Below are 20,137 nucleotides of genomic sequence, written 5' to 3'. Positions count from 1 at the left end.
AAACTTCCTGATAAAGGTAGTTATTAATAAATGAAAACCACAAAGACATAAAAGATTTACGGATTACAGCTAAGTAAGATTTACAATAGCTGACTCATTTTCTTTTATGCCTTCAGTGATTGAAAAAGATAATTATTAGAAGGAATACTTCGCACCAATCTGGATCTGGTATGGATTTCCTGTCATTGGAACCAAACCTCCTCCACTTACGTTTTTGGTATATTCATACTGCATGGTATCCTTATTAAATCTGGTTACTTTATACAGAGAGGTATTTCCATATGAGTTATTTACACCCCATTCTTTATTAAGAAGGTTTGCTACGTTGAAGATATCTACAGAAAGTTCAAAAGCCCCCACTTTATCGAATTTAATTTTTTTCGCTACACGAACGTCCCAAACGCCGTAGAATCCATTTTTACCACCGTTACGTTCTGCGATTTTTCCGTTGTATTCGTTGATATAATCTTTCAGAGCTTGTCCTACCTGTGGATCATCCAAAATAGATTTGGTAAGGTTCGGGAAGATAAAAGCAAGGTCATTGGAATCTACAAAGTCACCATTGATATTTCCGCCTGTTGTTGCAGAGAAACGAGTTCCTCCGATTCCTGAATATCTGATTCCTAATGTAAATCCTGCAATGGTAGGAGAGTTCCCATAGATGACCACTTTATTTCTGAACTGGTTGTCAGAATAAGTCATTCTTAAATCTCTCGGATCACTCTGAATCATGGTAGATAATGTTGCAGAGTTTGCTACGTTTCCATTGTAAGAAGTATTGTCTTTGATGTCAGACCATGTATAACTTGCCGTGATTTCCCCATCTTTCCAGTAACGGTAACTTGTATCTATCACGAATGAGAACTGATTTACTTTACCATCACTCACCAATTCCAGTACTCTTCCGAAATTATTATTAATTCTTCCCTGTTTCCAGTCAAAACTTACACTTTTTGAATTATCATTATTGGTAATAGCTCCTGTAGGGATAAATACTCCTCTGCCTCCTTCGTTCGCTAATGTAAAGAAAGGGTTGGCTACCATATTTCTGTCATAGTAAAAATAATTATTTCTACCCAAAGCCATGTAGCCTGCAATTCCTGCTCTGAATCTTTCATTGAAGAAATGGGTATAAGAAATATTTGCTTTATAAACAATTGGAATTTTTGCATCTTTACCGGTATAGTTAATGGTTGGAATCTGATACTGGGAAAGAGACGGAACCGAGTTATAATCATTTCTGTAGCTGTTGAAATCTGGGAACGGAACATCTTTACCTGTTACATCCACTGTAGCAAGATGCTTTCCATCGAATACAAGGTTGTTAATGATCATATAGTTGTTGATATCCGAAGAGAAAATTCCGGCACCGAACTTAAGGAAGTCTTTATTTCCTTCATTGATATTCCAGTCAAACTGGAATCTTGGCTGAATTACAAATGATTTGATCTGATTATCAGTTCTGATTCCCATTTCATCAAACAGTTTCTGGTTGAATTCTGCTTTCGGGTAACCACCGTAGTCTAATCTTAAACCAGCCATTAAATCAAGACCTTTAGCCACTTTAGTCTGGAATTGCCCGTATAGACCGATGTTCCATATGTTTGATCTTACAGACGGATCGGCCATCAAAGGAACTTCTCTGTAGAATTTGTAAGGCGTCATTGCATCAAAATTGCTCATTCCCTGGAAATGGAATCTTCCATTCACCTCACTTCCGTATACCGATTTTGCTGTTGTATACATCAGATCTGCTCCGAAAGTATATTTTACTTTATCTGTATTGTAATATAAATTATCTACAATCTGAAATACATTATTTCTAAAACTTTCCTGGGCAAAACGGTGTCCTCCTATCTGAATATTGGTAGACCCTGCACTTGAAGACACTCCCTCCACAATAGCTCTCGGGACAGGTTTACCCAATTGGTTGTTCTGATAACTGTCCTGGAAAGTATAAAGATATTGCGCTTTCAATTCATTGGTTAAATTAGGCTGCAGGTTTGATCTTAAAGTTAATAACAAGCTGTTATCAAAGTTTTTGTCATTCCCATAAGATTCAAAGAAATTGATATTGGTATTATCGCCAAGACCGTTTTTATTAAGGTCGTAAGTAAAATTATTTCTAAGTGTTAATAAGTTCTTTTCGTTGATCTGCCAGTCAAGACGTAAGAAAGCGGCATCAGAGTTTCTCACTTTATCAAATGTTCCGAATTGCGGGCTGCTTCCTACCCCATATTTTGCCCGTGCAATATCCAGAAACTGATTAAGCGTCTGCGTGGTAGTATTGAATCTCTTTTCATCATCCTGAGATCTGATATCTGCAATCACTAAAGGTCTTGAATCCAGCTGGTGATCCCATGCTACGAAGAAATGTAATTTATTTTTAATGATAGGTCCACCCAATGAAAACCCGAACTGAGAAGTAGAGAAATCATTGTTTCTTTTGTTTCCTCTGATGTCATATGGACTGGAAAGCCAGTTTGTTCTTAAATATTCCCAGGCACTTCCTGAAAATTTATTGGTTCCTGATTTGGTAACAGCACTTACCGTTCCTCCTCCACTTCTTCCCAATGTCACATCATATTGGTTGGTAGTAATTTTAAATTCACGTACTGCTTCAATGGAGATAGAGAAAGGGGCGCCGCTTCGGCTGGTAGTAGCTCCTGCAGAAGTAGGGTTTTTGGCCGTCATCCCATCAATCGTAAAATTGGTAGAAGATCCCAGCTGCCCGGAAAGATTTCCGCCTTTTCCGCTTAGTGGTGATAACTCTGCAAGATTGGCAAAGTTTCGTCCGTTCACCGGAAGTATGCTGATATTTTTCGCTGAAATTGCTGTAGCAGCTCCAAGATTTCCGATCTTGTTTTTCAGGTTTCCGATAATTTTTACCTCCTCAATACTCTTTTCATTCCCCAGATCCATATTTACAGTGACCTGATCTCCAAAGTTCACATTGTAACCTTCTTTTTTATCATCGTTTACAATAACTGTATAAGGGCCTCCAAGAGGAATTTCCTTAAAAATATACTCCCCTTTTGAGTTTGTTTCCGTTTCCGTTCTGAATCCTGTAGACTCATTCACGATCGTTACTTTCACTTTTTCCTGAGCCATACTTCCCGGCCCAATAACTTTCCCTACAATAGAAGCTTGTGTGGTCTGTGCATAAGCCATTGTCCCAAGCCCTAAAAACAATAATCCCAGTACAATCTTTACTTTTTTCATTTCTTCCGAAGATCTTTATGATTAATTTTTTGATATTCGCCAGGAAACCTCTTTGATTTTCATGTTAATAGATCAGGTTGAGGTTTCTTTTAATCAGATGTGCAAAGGTATTTTGACTTTAACACCAGGGTGTTTAAGAAAGCTTTAACATTTTTTTAATTAAATCAGAACGTTATGTTAAATTACTTTAAACAAAAGTTTTATTTCTAACAGAACCAATCTGTTAAGACATATTACGTATTTTTAATTTTCCTGTACTATTTAATTCTGTTATTTTTTAAATGCATTACTTTAGTTATTTTTGCTCAAAAGATTAGAAAACCAATGTCTGAAAACATTCAACAAAAGATAGAACAGCTCCGCAAAGAGCTTCACCAGCATAACGACAACTATTATCAACTGGATACACCCACCATTACGGATTTTGAATTCGACATGCTTCTGCAGGAACTTCAGGATCTGGAGGCTAAATACCCAGAGTTTTATGATGAGAACTCGCCTACTGTACGTGTAGGTGGTGGTGTTACCAAAGTTTTCCCTACCATTCAGCATAAATTCAGAATGTACTCTCTGGATAATTCTTATGATTTTGACGACCTGGAAGACTGGGAAAAAAGAATTATCAAAACCATTGAAGACCCTGTAGAATTTGTTGCTGAACTAAAGTATGACGGTGCTTCCATTTCTATTCTTTATGAAAACGGAAAACTTTCACAGGCAGTTACCCGTGGCGACGGCTTCCAGGGAGATGAGATTACCCCGAATGTACGTACCATTTCAGATATTCCTTTGACATTAAAAGGTGATTTCCCGGCTCAGTTTTTTATGCGTGGAGAAATTTATCTGACCAGAAAAAACTTTGATAAAATCAATAAGCTTCGTGAAGAAGAAGGTCTTGACCCTTTCATGAATCCAAGAAATACAGCCAGCGGAAGTTTGAAAATGCAGGACAGCGCTGAGGTGAGAAAACGTGGACTTTCTTCTGTACTGTATCAGTACATATCTGAAGATATTCCTGCAGAAACACATTGGGAGCTTCTTCAGAAAGCACAGAGCTGGGGTTTCAAAACGTCTCAGCAGGCAAAATTATGTAAAACCATGGCTGAGGTACAGGAGTTTATTACTTTCTGGGATACAGAACGTCATAATCTTCCTTTTGAAATTGATGGAATTGTTTTAAAAGTAAATTCATTGCAGCAGCAGAGACAGCTTGGTTATACGGCTAAATCTCCTCGTTGGGCAATGGCATATAAATTTAAGGCAGAAAAGGTAGAGACAGAACTTCAAAGTGTTTCTTATCAGGTAGGAAGAACGGGTGCCATTACTCCTGTTGCTAATCTTAAACCTGTTTTACTGGCCGGAACTATCGTAAAAAGAGCTTCTCTGCATAATGAGGATATCATCAAGAAACTGGATCTTCATGAACATGATTTCGTATATGTAGAAAAAGGAGGTGAAATTATTCCAAAAATTGTAGGCGTAAACACGGATAAAAGAACTGAGGAAAGCAAAGAAATTGAATACATTAAACATTGTCCTGAATGTGGAACAGAACTGGTGAAAATTGAAGATCAGGCCATCCATTTCTGTCCGAACGAACTTCACTGCCCGCCACAGGTGGTTGGAAGAATGATTCACTATGTTTCCAGAAAAGCATTGAATATTGACAATCTTGGAAGTGAAACTATTGAACAGCTGTACCGAGAAAAACTGATCGAAAATCCTGCAGACTTCTATGTTTTGACGAAAGAACAGCTTCTTCCGTTGGAAAGAATGGCTGAGAAATCAGCTCAGAACATCATCTCAGGAATTGAAAAATCCAAAGAAATTGCTTTTGAAAAGGTATTATATGGAATCGGGATTAAGCATGTAGGAGAAACGGTTGCCAAGAAACTTGTCAAAAACTTCCCAACGATTGAGGAGTTAAAGAATGCAACTGTAGAAGAGCTTTGCCAGGTAGAAGATATCGGGGCTAAGATTGCAATAAGCATCGTAGAATTCTTCCAGAATTCCGAAAACGTATTGATGATCGAACGTTTAAAATCTTATGGTGTACAGCTTGAAAAAGGAGAAAGCACGAATGAAGTATTATCCAATGTTCTGGAAGGGAAAACATTCCTTTTCACCGGAAAACTGTCTTTATTCACCAGAGAATCTGCTGAGGAAATGGTAGAAAAGCATGGCGGAAAAAATATTTCTGCAGTTTCAAAAAACCTCAACTATCTTGTAGTAGGTGAAAAAGCCGGAAGCAAGCTGAAAAAAGCTCAGGATATCGGAACAATTACAATTCTGGATGAGCAGCAGTTTCTGGATCTGATTGAAAAATAATAAATATTTTTAATAATTATTTACTAAACCATTAAGATATTCCTCTTAATGGTTTATTTTTGCTTTATAATTACAAAAATAACTATAAACTAATAATACATGAAAAAAATCTACCTCATCGTTTCTATGATGCTTTTTGCGGTATTTCAAGCGCAAAATGTGAATATCCCGGACGCAGCTTTTAAGAATTTCTTGTTAACAGCTAATTACAGTAATGGCTATGCAAAAGATCAATATGGAAGCAATATTCCCGTTGACACTAATAACGATGGCATCATACAACAAAGTGAAGCCAATAATGTTGTAAAGCTGTCTGATCTTTATTATGGAAACAGAGTAAATATTCAATCCATCGAAGGGATTAAAAGCTTTACTAATTTAACAGAGTTGTATCTATTCGGAACTTCTGTTTCTACTGTTGACGTAAGTACTATGACTAACCTCATCGCTTTAACAGTAAACTATAATTCACAATTAACTTCTCTGAATATTGCAGGTTGTACATCTTTAGCAACAATGTCTTCCGAGCATAATAATATTACGAATTATAACTTACAAAGCAATTCATTGAAAAGTCTGCTTATTAACAATCTGAATTCTACGCAACCTATAAATGCCATTAATCTTAGCCTTTGCCCTAATTTGAAATCTTTGGAGATCAATAAGACTAATATCCAATCTTTGGATTTTAGTAATATGAGTGCTTTGGAATGGCTTCAAATAAGAAACAGCACTTCAACAAATAATATTAATTTAACCGGTTGTACAAATCTGAATAATTTGGGAATTTATAATTGTACTTCTTTAACAACGCTTCAGTTACATAATCTACAAAACCTAGATACTGTATATCTTTCACAAAGCCCGATCTCCACATTATCTCTGGTCAGTACAACGAACATAGAGTCTCTTGGGTTACAATCTACAGGTCTGACAGCTATAGATCTTTCCATTTTTCCAGCTTTAAGACAGTTTAGTACTTTAAATAATAATCTTACAACACTGGATTTAAGTATGAATCCTTTATTGGAAAACATCACGATCTATGACAATGCACTTCTGAAAAATATTAATCTGAAAAGCGGAGGAAATATACTGAATGTCACATCCTGGTTTCATATTAATAATAACAATCCTAATCTTAAATATATTTGCTGTGATGATGGAGATTTCGCGGCGATCAGTAATTATTTATCTACGCATTCTCTCAATACTATTAATTTAAATTCTTATTGTTCATTTACACCGGGTGGTACTTATTATAAAGTTACCGGAAATACAAGATATGATATTAACAACAATGGCTGTGATATCAATGATGTTAACAAATCTTTCCAAAAATTTTCGATTACAAGCGGTTCTGTTTCCGGAAATATGATTGCTGATTCATCAGGAAATTATTCTATTCCTTTACAAACAGGTGCTCATACAATTACGCCAATTTCAGAAAATCCAGCCTATTGGACCATATCTCCAAGTACTTTAACAGTAAACTTTCCGGCACAAACAAGCCCTTTGAATCAAAATTTCTGCTTAACAGCGAACGGAACTCATAATGATCTTGAAGTCCTGATTATTCCTGTAACAGCTGCTATTCCAGGATTTGATACCAAATACAAAATTGTTTACAAAAACAAAGGAACTGTGGCCCAATCAGGAAATATTGTTTTCAATTTCAACGACAATCTGATGAATTACATGAATGCAACAGTTGCTCCGGATACACAATCTACTGGTATTTTAACATGGAATTTCAACAATCTTCTTCCTCTTGAAACCAGAGAAGTCACCGTAACACTGAAATTAAATACCCCAATACAGACTCCATCGTTAAACAGCGGTGACATTCTGCATTACACATCACAAATCAATGGAGCTACTGATGAAACACCAGTTGACAATAATTTCACGTTGAACCAATCGGTAGTCAATTCTTTTGACCCGAATGATAAGACTTGTCTGGAAGGAACTACTATTACGCAAACCCAGGTTGGAGATTATGTGCATTATCTGATCAGGTTTGAAAACACAGGTACCGCAAATGCACAGAATATTGTGGTAAAGGATGTTATTGATACTTCTAAATTTGACATATCAAGTTTAGTTGCATTGAACGGAAGTCACAATTTTGCAACAAGAATTACCAATCCGAATACAGTAGAATTCATCTTTGAAAATATCCAACTGCCTTTTGATGATGCAAATAATGACGGATATGTTTCATTCAAAATTAAAACCAAGTCTACCTTAAATCTTGGTAATAGCTTCAGCAATACAGCCAATATTTACTTCGATTACAATGCTCCGATTATTACCAATACTTATACAACAAGCGTTCAAAATGTATTAGCAACAGCAGAAACTGATAAAGAAAACAATGTTATTTCCATATATCCGAATCCGGTAAGAGATATTTTAAATATTCAATCTAAAAATGAAATTATAAAAGCTGAAATCTATGATGCAGCCGGAAGAATTATCAGTTCAACAAATGTAAAAGGAAACTCAATTCCTGTTTCTGAGCTTTCTAAAGGAAACTATATTCTCAAAGCCTTCACAAAAGACAAAATAATTGTACAAAAGTTTATTAAGGATTAAACTTACCCAATATTCATGTAAAAAGGCTGTGATAGATTTCACAGCCTTTTTTATATTTTTCAAATCTACATTAAAATTCAGATTTTATTTGAAAACAATAATGGTGTACGGATTTTTTTGCCCTGCTTTAGGCAAGATCAACCTGATATGTTCTTTATTTCTATAGTAATCTACATAAGGCTCTTTGGTAATAATCTTTCCCTTCTCAGTTTCTTTATATCCAGCTGCCAGTATCAGCTTAAGGTACTTATCATATTCTTTCTTGTCTTTAAACTCAAATTCAATCCTATCTTCCGATTTTTCTTCAGCATATTCAAACTTTCCGATTTTCGATGTGTAGTCCGGGGAATCATATTCTGTTAAGAGGAAACCTAAGCCTTCTGTTCTGTCATAAAATTTGAACTGAAGCTGTTTCATCTCTTTTTTAAACTCATCCATGGTAAGTTTGTTGAATCCCTTAAGCTGTTCTAACGTGAATGTCTGAGCAGAGACCCGGATACTTAGCAAAACTGAAAATAATAAGAGTCCTATAGTTTTTCTCATTGTTATTTTTATCGCAAATATAAAGAATAGGATTGTTAGTTTTTAATTGAGAAGGATCTGATTTTTTTATTCAAATAGATGAATACACCTTATAGGTTTATAAAACCTATAAGGTGTTTAAATACGTTATTTAATCCTTATGAAACTGGCAGTCTGAAGTAAAATGTACTTCCATTATTTAAAGAACTCTTCACTCCGATTTCTCCATGCTGTTTTTCAATAAAATTTTTCGAAATGGCCAAACCGAGTCCTGTTCCATTCTGATGTTCTCCCGGAACCTGGAAATAACGGTCAAAGATCTGGCGGGTGGTATTTTTCATCAATTCCGCTTCCGGTATCAATAATACTGAACTGAATGAACGAATCCAGTTTTTACCACAATCTTAATATTTTCATCCTGAAAAGAGTGTTTTACGGCATTGGTCAGGAAATTATTCATTACCCAGACTGTTTTGTCAAAATCTGCAGTTACACCATCAGTTTCTTCCAGAAGATATTCTGTGCTGATGGAAATATTTTTCTGCTCGGCAAGCTTTTCAACATTCTTTACAGCAGTTTGTACTATTTCTTTAGGGGAACATTTCTCTACAGTCAGTCTGATATTTCCGGATTCTACCTGAGAAAGATTAAGCAATTCACCTGTAATATCCAATAATCGCTGTCCGTCTTCATTGATGCTTTTTAACAATTCCTGCTGCTGCTCATTCAGTTCTCCGAATTTTTGATTTCCAAGGAGCTGAACGCCCATTTTTATGGCTGAAATTGGAGTTTTCAATTCATGGGAAATGGTTGCAATGAAGTTCGTTTTGGCAAAATCCAGTTCTTTAAAAGGGGTAATATTTCTCAGTAAAATTACCTTTCCAATATATTTTTTCTCCTTTTCACCTGTTTTTACAATATTGATAGGAATAATATCCTGTTCAAAATAATTTTCTTTGTTATCGCGAACAATCTTAATCGGATCTTTTACCGGGTGGTCAACATTTTTCAGCAGTTCACGTATCAGATCATTGTTGATTGCTACTTCATGAGCCGTTTTTCCAATAATATCTTCTTTATGGAGATTGGTGATCTTCAAAGCTTCATCATTGATCATGTAGATAAAATGATTCTCATCCAGGCCAATAACCGCATCATGCATGTTGTTGACCAATGTTTCGATACGTTTTTTATCCATCAACTGTTTGGAAAGCGTACTACTTTCGTACTCCTGAAGTTTCTCCGCCATCGTATTGAATGAATCTGCCAGACTGCTGAACTCTTCACTTCCTTTAAAATGAACTCTTTCATTATAGTTTTTATCGGCAATCTGTTTGATACTGAAGGTAAGCTGATTGATAGGCTCTGCAATGGTTTGTGGTAAATTGAAAAGCAGGATAAAAGCAATCAGAAAGCATACAGTTCCTAAACTTACGATCCAAAAAGTAGCGTTTTCTGCTGTAATGATCGCAATGTCACTCTTGCGTTCTATGCCTTTCATATTCAAAGACATGATCTTGGCCAGATCCTCACGGATGAGTTTTTCTTTATGGATATCCGGTGCTTTCAGATAGCTGCTGAAATGCATATTGAGGTTCTGAGTGGCCTCTTTTTCCCCAAATTCTGTAAGGTTTTTTTCCTGCAGCTTGTTATTTTTTCTAAAATCTGCTATTGCAACAGTACTGTCTGTACTGATGTTATCCAGCGCCAGAAGCATATTTTTGGAAAATTCCAGACTGTTATAATTGGCAGTAAGGATCTTTTCAGTATCGGATTTTAATTTATTGATATACACAGAACCTATCACTGAAAGCAGAACGATCAGCAGAAATAAAAGGCCAACGCCTAAAGTAAGTTTCGTTTTAAGTTTCATTATTTTTATGATAAAATAATAATATCTATCTGTCTTTCATTCAGCCTGTTCATGAGGGTATAGATCCAGCTGTAGCCCAGCATTCGCTGCCAGAAACTGGCATGAGGCTTTCCAATGCAGACCGTTGTGATATTATGGGCAATCACATATTCCAGTATCCCATTATAAACACTGCTTTCTTTGACCCGGACTACTTTGGCGCCCAATTCCTGTGCTAAATTAAAATTATTAATTAAATACCGCTGTTTATCAAGTGCAATTTTTTCCGGATTTTCAGATGGCTTCTGAACGTACAAAACAGTCCATGGACTGTTATAGTAGCTGGCTAATCTCGCTGTTTTCCTGATAATCGTTTTGGCAATTTTCTCGTTGCTGCTGATACAGGCCAGGAATTTTATGGGTTTAAAATTTTCAGTTTTGATCTCCGTTTCCACCTTCCTTTCTACATGGGTAGCCACTTCTTTTAGAGCCAGCTCACGAAGTTGTAGAATATGCCCACTCTGGAAGAAATTACTGAGTGCCGTCTGAATTTTTTCTTTTTTATAGATTTTCCCTTCTTTTAAGCGGGTCAGCAGTTCATCAGCCGTTAAGTCAATATTAACTACTTCATCTGCAAGTGCAAGAATCTTGTCTGGAACCCGCTCTGCTACTTCTACTCCAGTGATTTTCTTGACTTCTTCATTCAGGCTTTCGATGTGCTGGATATTCATGGCACTGATGACATTGATTCCGTTATCAAGGATTTCCAGGACATCCTGCCATCTTTTTTTATTTTTGGAACCTTCTACATTGGTATGAGCAAGTTCGTCAACCAAAACTACTTCAGGATGTTCATTGATAATGGCCTGAAGATCCATTTCCTCAAGATTTTTTCCTTTATAAAAGACCGATTTTCTTTCAATCTCAGGAAGTCCTTCTACCAGCTCCACGGTTTCTTCCCGGCCATGGGTTTCTATATAGCCAATCTTTACATCAATGCCATTCCGCAAAAGGGAATGCGCTTCCTGAAGCATACGGAAGGTCTTTCCTACACCTGCACTCATCCCGATATAAATTTTGAATTTTCCTTTACGGGATTTCTGGATAAGTTCTAAAAAATCTTTTGCTGATGACATTGATTTTATTCTTTTTAATTTTATTTTAAACACTTTTCACTGTGATTAAACTGGCTGCTAAAACCAGACTGCAAGACTTGTTGTAATGAAGAAATTTCCTTTTCTAAATTCATCATTTTTCGCAAAAATGGCATCTTTAGCAGTAAAGCCTCTTGCCTCTGTACGGAAAACTACATTTTTAAAGATCGCATAATCTACGTTAAGAGAATATCCGAAGGTCTGAAATCCATTAGGAGTTTCGGTATTAATAATCACACCGTTCTTATCATTGTAATATTCTAATCTTCCTGCCAGCGCCCATTTGCTGTCTAATTGATATTTCATCAGAACATTCGGGCTGTACCAGATACTATACTGCTCACTTCCTTTTGATTTCTGCTCTGCTCCGATATCAAATCCCAATACCGCGGAAAACTGATCTGTCAGCTGAAAGCTTCCATACAAATCATGGAAATAGCGCATTCTTTTGTCTTCTTTAGCTTTATCATTCCCAATAAATGAACTGCTGTTCAGGGTAATTTTATCATTAGGTTTATAGGTCACCTGATATCCGAAAGAAATACTCTGATTTCCTTCCGGTTTTGCAATTCTCTGCCAGCCATTCAATACTAATCCGCTTAAAAACCATTTTCCATTATCTGAAGTATAAGAAATTTTGGCGCCTGTTTCAAAATAGGGAGAATTTTCGGCAGCAAAACTTCGGGTCAGATTGATATTATCTTTTCCTATAGCACTTTCCCAGCCGATATGAGATGGCATGATCCCTGCATCAATCCACAGGTTTTTATTTTTAGAAATTTTGATCCCGATATTGGCTTCATTGACATAACGCAGTGCATTTTGTTCAGCAGCCATATTATCCTGGGCATAAGTTCCTGCCATTAAAGCTACATTGGCACGGAGATTTTCACTCTGATAGCTGGCCTTAACCAATCCCAGATTAAGATTCACTTCATTGTGTCTGTTATATGAGTATAAAAAGTTTTGACGCATATGATTGCCCGGTTCATTAAAATCATAGGTATAAAAAAGTTCTGCATAAGCGGAAAATGTCACTTTATTCCCTATTTTCAATGAATCTGATGATTGGGCTTTTGAGAAAAACATTCCCAATACAGCACCTATAACTAAATATTTTTTCACGTTATTTTTATATTATTTTTAGACAGTAAGAAGAATTTAGCTATTAAGAAAAGTTAAGGATTTGCAGGCGAATTATAAATGAAAAATATTTTAAAATCATAGATTTTCTTAATGCTGCTTGGCTCCTTCAATCAGCTTAATGGTTCAATTCTTCTTTTTGTCATATATGAATTGAATTATTTTAATTGATCCAAAGCGATATTAAGCTTCAGAACATTTACTTTTGATGGTCCGAAAAGTCCTAAGAAAGGCTTTTCAGTTTGATTATTAATTAAGCTTTTAACTTGCTCTTCTGAAATATCTCTCACTTTAGCAATTCTCTTTGCCTGATACAAAGCTCCTTCTTCAGAAATATCAGGATCCAGTCCGCTACCACTGGCAGTAACCAGTTCTACAGGGACTTTCACACCTCCCATTTGAGGATTGTCTATTTTTAAAGTGTCAATTCTTTTTTGTACAATCTCCAGATATTCCTTGTTGCTTGGACCTTTGTTGCTTCCCCCACTTCCTGCTGCATTATAATTGACAGATGAAGGACGGCCGTGAAAGTATTTTTCAGATTTAAATTCCTGCCCGATATTGGCATACAATTTCTGCCCTTTATTGTAAACAATTTCTCCGTTTCCTTTGTTGGGAAGTATTTTAGAACCTGCATATACAACTGCCAGATAAATACCTGTAACCACCAACATTACAAGAGTTAATCTGAATGCTGAAACAATATGATTTTTCATTTTTTAAATTTTAATAGAATAAACTGATTACCAGATCAATGATTTTGATCCCGATGAACGGAACGATTACCCCGCCAAGACCATAAATCAAAAGGTTTCTTCTCAATAATGCGCTTGCGCCAATTGGTTTGTAAGCCACACCTTTCAACGCTAGCGGAATCAGGAACGGAATAATTACTGCATTGAAAATAACTGCTGATAATATGGCTGTTTCCGGACTGTGAAGATTCATAATATTCAACTTCTGAAGCGAAGGAATAAAAGTGATAAAGAGTGCCGGAATAATGGCAAAATATTTCGCAACGTCATTAGCAATACTGAAAGTCGTTAAGGTTCCTCTTGTCATTAGCAGCTGCTTCCCGATTTCCACGATTTCGATCAATTTTGTAGGGTCGTTATCAAGGTCTACCATATTACCCGCTTCTTTTGCAGCCTGTGTTCCACTATTCATTGCAACACCTACATCTGCCTGAGCCAGCGCCGGAGCATCATTTGTACCATCACCCATCATGGCCACCAGCTTACCTTCCTGCTGTTCCTTCTTGATGTAATTCATTTTATCTTCAGGTTTAGCTTCAGCGATAAAATCATCTACTCCAGCTTTCTCTGCAATGAATTTTGCTGTCAAAGGGTTATCTCCGGTTACCATTACCGTTTTCACTCCCATTTTTCTCAGTCTTTGGAAACGTTCCTGGATTCCTGTTTTGATGATATCCTGAAGTTCAATAACACCCCATACTTTTTCATTTACGGCTACTACCAAAGGTGTTCCTCCGTTTTCAGAAATTTTGGTCACCGCATCCTGGGTTTCCTGTGGGAAGATATTCCCGGCTTTTTCAGTCAGTTTTTTTATCGTATCATAAGCACCTTTACGGATTCTTGTTTCATCAAAATCAATTCCTGAAGTTCTCGTTTCCGCTGTAAAATCGATATACGTAGGATTGGCAACCAGCAAATCTTCGGATTTCAAAGCGCTCAGTTCAATGATTGATTTTCCTTCCGGAGTTTCATCGGCTACAGAACTTAGTGCGGAAGCTTTAATAAATTTGTCTAGCTGAATTCCGTTTGAAGGATGAAATTGAGTTGCCTTACGGTTCCCGATGGTAATTGTTCCGGTTTTATCAAGCAGTAAAACATCAATATCTCCCGCGGTTTCTACTGCTTTACCACTTTTTGTAATTACATTTGCTCTCAATGCTCTGTCCATCCCCGCAATACCGATTGCAGAAAGCAGACCACCGATTGTTGTCGGAATAAGACAAACGAAAAGAGATATAAATGCCGCTATGGTAATCGGAGTCTGCGCATAGTCTGCAAAAGGCTTTAAAGTGAGGGTAACAATGATAAATGTAAGGGTAAATCCTGCCAGAAGTATGGTTAATGCGATTTCGTTAGGTGTTTTCTGTCTTGATGCTCCTTCTACAAGAGCAATCATTTTATCTAAGAAGGATTCTCCGGGTTTTGTAGTTACTTTTACTTTAATTCTGTCTGACAGTACTTTTGTACCTCCTGTTACAGAACTTTTGTCTCCTCCGGCTTCACGGATTACAGGTGCGCTTTCTCCGGTAATGGCAGACTCATCAATGGTTGCAAGACCTTCAATAATCTCACCATCCATAGGAATCTGATCTCCGGCTTCACAAAGGAAAATATCACCTAATGTCATTTCAGCAGACATCTTCAGTCTTGTTTCTACCTGAAATCCGGGTTTATTATCAACCACTAATTTGGCTGGAGTTTCTTCCCTTGTTTTTCTGAGCGTATCAGCCTGTGCTTTTCCTCTTGCCTCTGCAATAGCTTCTGCAAAATTGGCAAACAGAACGGTGAAAAATAAAATAATAAATACTAAAAAGTTATAGGAAAAGCTTCCCTGGGTTTTATCACCAGTAAGACTGAACATGCTTACAATAAACATGACAATGGTTCCGATCTCCACCAGGAACATTACTGGATTTTTAAACATAATTTTCGGATTCAGCTTTACGAAGGACTGTTTTATGGCTTCGTTTACCAAATCTCTCTGAAACAATGTTTGTGACTGATTTTTCATTTTTTTGAAAGAATTTATATCATTGTAAATCAATAGTAACCATCAAGGCCTGCCAGATAATGAGGATTGATATGGATAATATTAAGTGAACGTTTCAGTAAGTGTCAGACTAGCTTCCTCCAACTTTTCGGCTTCCTTAATGGTTGAATATTGATTTTAATTTTTAATGTTCACATTTTTATTTTGAGAAATACTGAATCTGCTCTGCAATAGGACCTAATGTCAATGCAGGGAAGAATGACAATGCTGCAATCAGTAAAATCACCGCCAGGGTCATAAAGCCAAAAGTAGCCGTATCTGTTTTCAGTGTTCCTGAGCTTTCAGGGATGTATTTCTTCTGTGCCAATAGTCCTGCAATTGCTACTGGTCCTATAATCGGGATGAATCTTGAGAGCAACAGTACAATTCCTGTTGAGATATTCCACCATGGTGTATTGTCTCCAAGTCCTTCAAATCCGGATCCGTTATTCGCTGCGGAAGAAGTAAATTCGTACAGCATTTCACTGAAACCATGGAAACCTGGATTATTTAATGTTTTTGCTCCAAATTCTGGTAGATAGGCCGTTAAAGCCGTTCCTGCAAGAATTAAGAAAGGATGGAATAAAGCCACAATCATAGCGATTTTCATCTCTTTGGCTTCAATCTTTTTCCCCATAAATTCAGGGGTTCTCCCTACCATCAGACCACTGATGAATACAGCCAGAATGATAAAGATGAAGTAGTTCAGAATTCCAACCCCGCAGCCTCCGTAGAAGCAGTTGATCATCATGGCAAGCAGCTCATTCATCCCCGAGAGAGGCATTGTACTGTCATGCATGGAATTCACAGATCCTGTTGAGATAACTGTGGTTGCAATACTCCAATAGCCGGATGAAGCACTTCCAAAGCGGATTTCTTTGCCCTCCATTGCTCCCAGGCTGCTGTCTGCTCCCATTTGTGTAATCAGAGGATTTCCACTTGTTTCATTCACAACATTCGGAATGGTAAGAGCGAGAAAACCGACTGTCATTACGGTAAAGATCACCCATGACAGCTTTCTTTTATTCAGATAAAAACCAAGGGCAAATACCAATGCAAAAGGAATGATCATTTGAGTAACCATTTCTGTCATATTGGTGATATAATTAGGATTTTCAAGCGGATGTGCCGAGTTGGCTCCGAAAAATCCACCTCCATTAGTTCCTAAATGTTTAATTGCAACAAATGCAGATACAGGACCTCTGGAAACATCAGCCTTCTGTCCCTCCAATGTGATGATATGATCCTTCCCTTCAAAAGTCATAGGACTTCCGTTGACAGAAAGAATTAAAGCAACAATCACACTTATAGGAACTAAGATTCTGATCATTGATTTTGTGAAATAATCATAAAAGTTCCCTAATTCTGTACTTGTTTTTTCTTTAAAAGCTTTGAAAAGGACAGCCATTGCCGCCATACCTGTTGCTGCGGTTACAAACTGTAAAAACATCAGATAAAGCTGGCTCAAATAGCTTACCCCGGTTTCTCCCGAATAATGCTGTAAATTACAGTTAACCAAGAATGAAATGGTTGTATTAAAAGCCAGATCGGGAGACATATTCGGGTTTCCATCAGGATTTAAAGGCAGCCAGGCCTGATTCAGCAAAAGAAGAAAACCAATGATGAACCAGATCAGATTGATCGCCAGCATGGCATACATATTCTGTTTCCAGTTCATCTGGCGGGCAGGATTAATTCCCGAAATTTTATAAATTAACTTTTCAATGGGTTCAAAAACCGGATCAAGAAAAGTTTTTTTGTATCCATAAACATTAGCTATGTATTTACCTAAAAATATTCCGATAACTAACGTGACAGCAAACATTGCTATAATGCCTAAAATTTCTGTATTCATGACCAATTAAAATTTTTCAGGTTTAATTAAAACATAACAGATATACACAAAGGCAAGTATTGAGAGGAAAAATAAACTCCACATAATTTATATTCTATCAAAAAATTCAACTGATTTATATAAAAGCCAAAACAACACTGCGAAAAGCAGAATTAAACTTATAAGCATCATATCTTAATCATTAGGGTTAAAAGAGTCAACAATACATACGATACAATCAGCAAACTCAAAGTTGAATGCTCCCGCTTTTTAAACGTTTTTCTTGAAATTGTCATTTTTAAATATTTTATTCAGAGACTATATGCCAAAAGAAAGCCCATTTCGGAAATAACTTACATAAAATAATGATTATCAATACATTAATTCAAAAACCAAAACTATATAAAAACAGAAAAGCCTATCAAAATGATAGGCTCTTTATTAAAATGATAAAAGATTTATTTCAATCCATATTCTTCAAGCTTTCTGTACAGCGTGGCAATACCAATCTCCAGTAAACGGGCAGCTTCTGCTTTATTTCCTTTTGTGTACTGTAATACTTTCTGTATATGTATTTTTTCCAGCGACCGAATGCTCAATGAGTCACTTTCCGGAGCTGCTTTTTCAGAATAATGAGGAAGACTCCCAGCATCCAGGATATTATTATCCATTAAAATCAAACTACGTTCTACAGCGTTTCTCAGCTCACGGATATTTCCTTTCCAGTCATTTATCTCCAGCGCTTTATAATAGTCCGGACTCACCTGAACAGAGGACAAGTGAAGTTTGTGAGAAAAAAGATCAATAAAGTTCTTTGCAAGTACTTTCAGGTCTTCTTTTCTATTACGCAGAGGCGGAAGACTGATTTCAAATACATTCAATCTGAAATAGAGGTCTTCTCTGAAGTTACCCTGCTTGATTTCATCCTCCAGATCTCTGTTGGTTGCCGCGATTAATCTAAAGTCAGATTTTGAAACTTTCGTCTCACCCATTTTGATAAATTCTCTGGTTTCCAAAACTCTGAGCAACTTAGCCTGAAGTTCTATCGGCATCTCTCCAATTTCATCCAGAAATAATGTTCCTCCATTAGCTTCTTCAATCAATCCTTTTTTATCTTTAATCGCACCAGTAAAAGCTCCTTGTTTATGACCAAAAAGCTCACTTTCAAGAATCTCCTTACTAAATGCTGAACAGTTGATCGCCACAAAGCTGTTTTTCTTCCTGTCACTCCCTTCATGAATAGCGCTGGCAAAGACTTCTTTACCCGTTCCTGTTTCTCCTGTAAGAAGCACAGCAGCATCCGTTAAAGCCACTCTTTCCGCCAACTTTTTAGCCTGTAAAATTAAAGGTGATTTACCTATAATCTGATCAAAACCTTTGGTAACAACCTGCTGGACTATTCTTGACTTGTTATCTTTCACCTTATCAAGAGCTTTATACACCAATGGGATAATTTTCTCATTATCATCTCCCTTCACCAGATAATCATAAGCGCCATTCTTCATGGCTTGTACTGCATCAGTGATGTTTCCAAATGCAGTCATTAAAATAATTTCCAACTGAGGATATTTAGTTTTAATAGACTTAACCAATTCTACTCCAAAAGCATCAGGAAGACGAACATCACTAAGAACAACATCAAAGTCATATTGCTCCAGCATTATCATCGCTGAGCGTGCTGTAGAAGCTTCTTTTACATTAAAATTTTCTTGGGAAAGGATCATTCCTAACAATTTAAGGAGTTTGATCTCATCATCGATGATCAGAATATTTCCTGACATTATAATTATTTTTGGAAAACTGATACAAACTTATTGAATTTATTCGAGTAAAACGGGTTTCTACAGGGAAATAGTTTAGTGAACAACTGGTGATATTTCAGGAGCCTTTTCCCGCTATTCATTCATACTCCTCACGCCAGCACTCTCCCGAACTCCAACCCAATGTCTCTCCCACACATGCTGCGGGGTAACCATTACTATCGGGGCTATAAGGAAGAGAATTATGAATTATAAGTTATGAATTAGGAGATCCGGATTTCAGGCTGCAAATGATCAACTTTGATTATAGATATTAGAGATGCTAAACGGTAATAGTGACAGCAAAGAGGTATCAGCTAGTAAGATGAAGAATGGATAATGAGAATGGATAATCAGTAACGGGCAATAATAGCGATCTATTCACATATTGATGATTGCTTATTATCTATTACTTATTGCTCATCATTTATCTGTAAGTTGGGCTGGGTTGGGTCGAACTGGGCTTAGCCGGATAGGTGGGGTTATACAACAAAAAAAAATCCTTTATCATAAGATAAAGGATTTTTAAAAATAAAATAAAAACTGGCGGCGGCCTACTCTCCCGCTTTCGCAGTACCATCGGCGCTGGTGGGCTTAACTTCTGTGTTCGGAATGGGAACAGGTGAGCCCCACCGCTAAAACCACCCTAAAGAAGGTATATAGCATCTGGCTTTTTGCTCATTGCTTTTGGCTTTTTGCCAATCGCTAACTGCTAGTTGCCAATTGCGTTTTTAAGCGATAAAAACTTTCACAAAGACAAAACCTTCAATGCACATAAAGCACCTGGTTTATATAGTAACCATAGACTATAAATCTACGGGTAATTAGTACTACTCGGCTATGACATTACTGTCTTTACACCTGTAGCCTATCAACGTCGTCATCTCCAACGACCCTTAAA

10 protein-coding genes, 2 rRNA genes and 1 pseudogene (1 of these 13 cut by a window edge) are annotated in these 20,137 nt (G+C 36.8%); 2 read left to right on the top strand and 11 right to left on the bottom strand.

The window, feature by feature from the left end:
• Positions 1-135: 135 nt before the first annotated feature.
• The gene (locus KIK00_RS20595) at positions 136-3,222 is read right to left on the bottom strand and encodes a TonB-dependent receptor (protein WP_255814146.1); all 3,087 of its coding nucleotides are present in this window, start codon (positions 3,220-3,222) and stop codon (positions 136-138) included.
• Positions 3,223-3,546: 324 nt separating this feature from the next.
• Here KIK00_RS20595 and ligA point away from each other — a divergent pair, with 324 nt between their 5' ends.
• Positions 3,547-5,550 (top strand): NAD-dependent DNA ligase LigA, encoded by a 2,004-nt coding sequence (ligA, locus tag KIK00_RS20590; RefSeq protein ID WP_255814145.1) that lies wholly within the window; start codon positions 3,547-3,549, stop codon positions 5,548-5,550.
• A gap of 99 nt (positions 5,551-5,649) precedes the next feature.
• Positions 5,650-8,148 carry a T9SS type A sorting domain-containing protein gene (locus KIK00_RS20585; protein ID WP_255814144.1) on the top strand — a complete coding sequence of 833 codons (2,499 nt, stop codon included), beginning with the start codon at positions 5,650-5,652 and terminating at the stop codon, positions 8,146-8,148.
• 84 nt (positions 8,149-8,232) lie between these two features.
• On the opposite strand, the gene KIK00_RS20580 is transcribed toward KIK00_RS20585, so the two are convergent.
• The 10 genes and pseudogenes from KIK00_RS20580 to KIK00_RS20535 all read right to left on the bottom strand — a co-directional run.
• Positions 8,233-8,691, bottom strand: coding sequence for a hypothetical protein (locus KIK00_RS20580; RefSeq protein WP_255814143.1), 459 nt, complete (start codon positions 8,689-8,691; stop codon positions 8,233-8,235).
• A 137-nt stretch (positions 8,692-8,828) separates the two neighbouring features.
• Positions 8,829-10,543: pseudogene (locus KIK00_RS20575) on the bottom strand (ATP-binding protein).
• Positions 10,544-10,548: 5 nt separating this feature from the next.
• Complete coding sequence (locus KIK00_RS20570; protein WP_255814142.1) at positions 10,549-11,658, bottom strand: sensor protein KdpD; 1,110 nt, start codon at positions 11,656-11,658, stop codon at positions 10,549-10,551.
• 57 nt (positions 11,659-11,715) lie between these two features.
• Positions 11,716-12,765, bottom strand: coding sequence for a porin (locus KIK00_RS20565; RefSeq protein ID WP_370647755.1), 1,050 nt, complete (start codon positions 12,763-12,765; stop codon positions 11,716-11,718).
• A gap of 212 nt (positions 12,766-12,977) precedes the next feature.
• Positions 12,978-13,535 (bottom strand): potassium-transporting ATPase subunit KdpC, encoded by a 558-nt coding sequence (gene kdpC / locus KIK00_RS20560; protein WP_255814140.1) that lies wholly within the window; start codon positions 13,533-13,535, stop codon positions 12,978-12,980.
• Positions 13,536-13,545: 10 nt separating this feature from the next.
• Positions 13,546-15,585 carry a potassium-transporting ATPase subunit KdpB gene (kdpB, locus tag KIK00_RS20555; RefSeq protein ID WP_255814139.1) on the bottom strand — a complete coding sequence of 680 codons (2,040 nt, stop codon included), beginning with the start codon at positions 15,583-15,585 and terminating at the stop codon, positions 13,546-13,548.
• Positions 15,586-15,763: 178 nt separating this feature from the next.
• Positions 15,764-17,458, bottom strand: a complete 1,695-nt coding sequence (kdpA, locus tag KIK00_RS20550) for a potassium-transporting ATPase subunit KdpA (protein ID WP_255814138.1) — start codon at positions 17,456-17,458, stop codon at positions 15,764-15,766.
• Positions 17,459-17,895: 437 nt separating this feature from the next.
• Positions 17,896-19,218 carry a sigma-54 dependent transcriptional regulator gene (locus KIK00_RS20545; protein ID WP_255814137.1) on the bottom strand — a complete coding sequence of 441 codons (1,323 nt, stop codon included), beginning with the start codon at positions 19,216-19,218 and terminating at the stop codon, positions 17,896-17,898.
• A 559-nt stretch (positions 19,219-19,777) separates the two neighbouring features.
• Positions 19,778-19,885, bottom strand: a 5S ribosomal RNA gene (gene rrf / locus KIK00_RS20540).
• A 155-nt stretch (positions 19,886-20,040) separates the two neighbouring features.
• Positions 20,041-20,137 (bottom strand): 23S ribosomal RNA (locus KIK00_RS20535) (it continues 2,661 nt past the right edge of the window).

Origin of the sequence: Chryseobacterium sp. MA9, from assembly GCF_024399315.1 — a bacterium.
In the GTDB taxonomy this organism is placed as follows: Bacteria; Bacteroidota; Bacteroidia; order Flavobacteriales; family Weeksellaceae; genus Chryseobacterium.
Note: the sequence above shows the minus strand (reverse complement) of the source record. Positions and strands in the feature narration are given on the sequence as shown.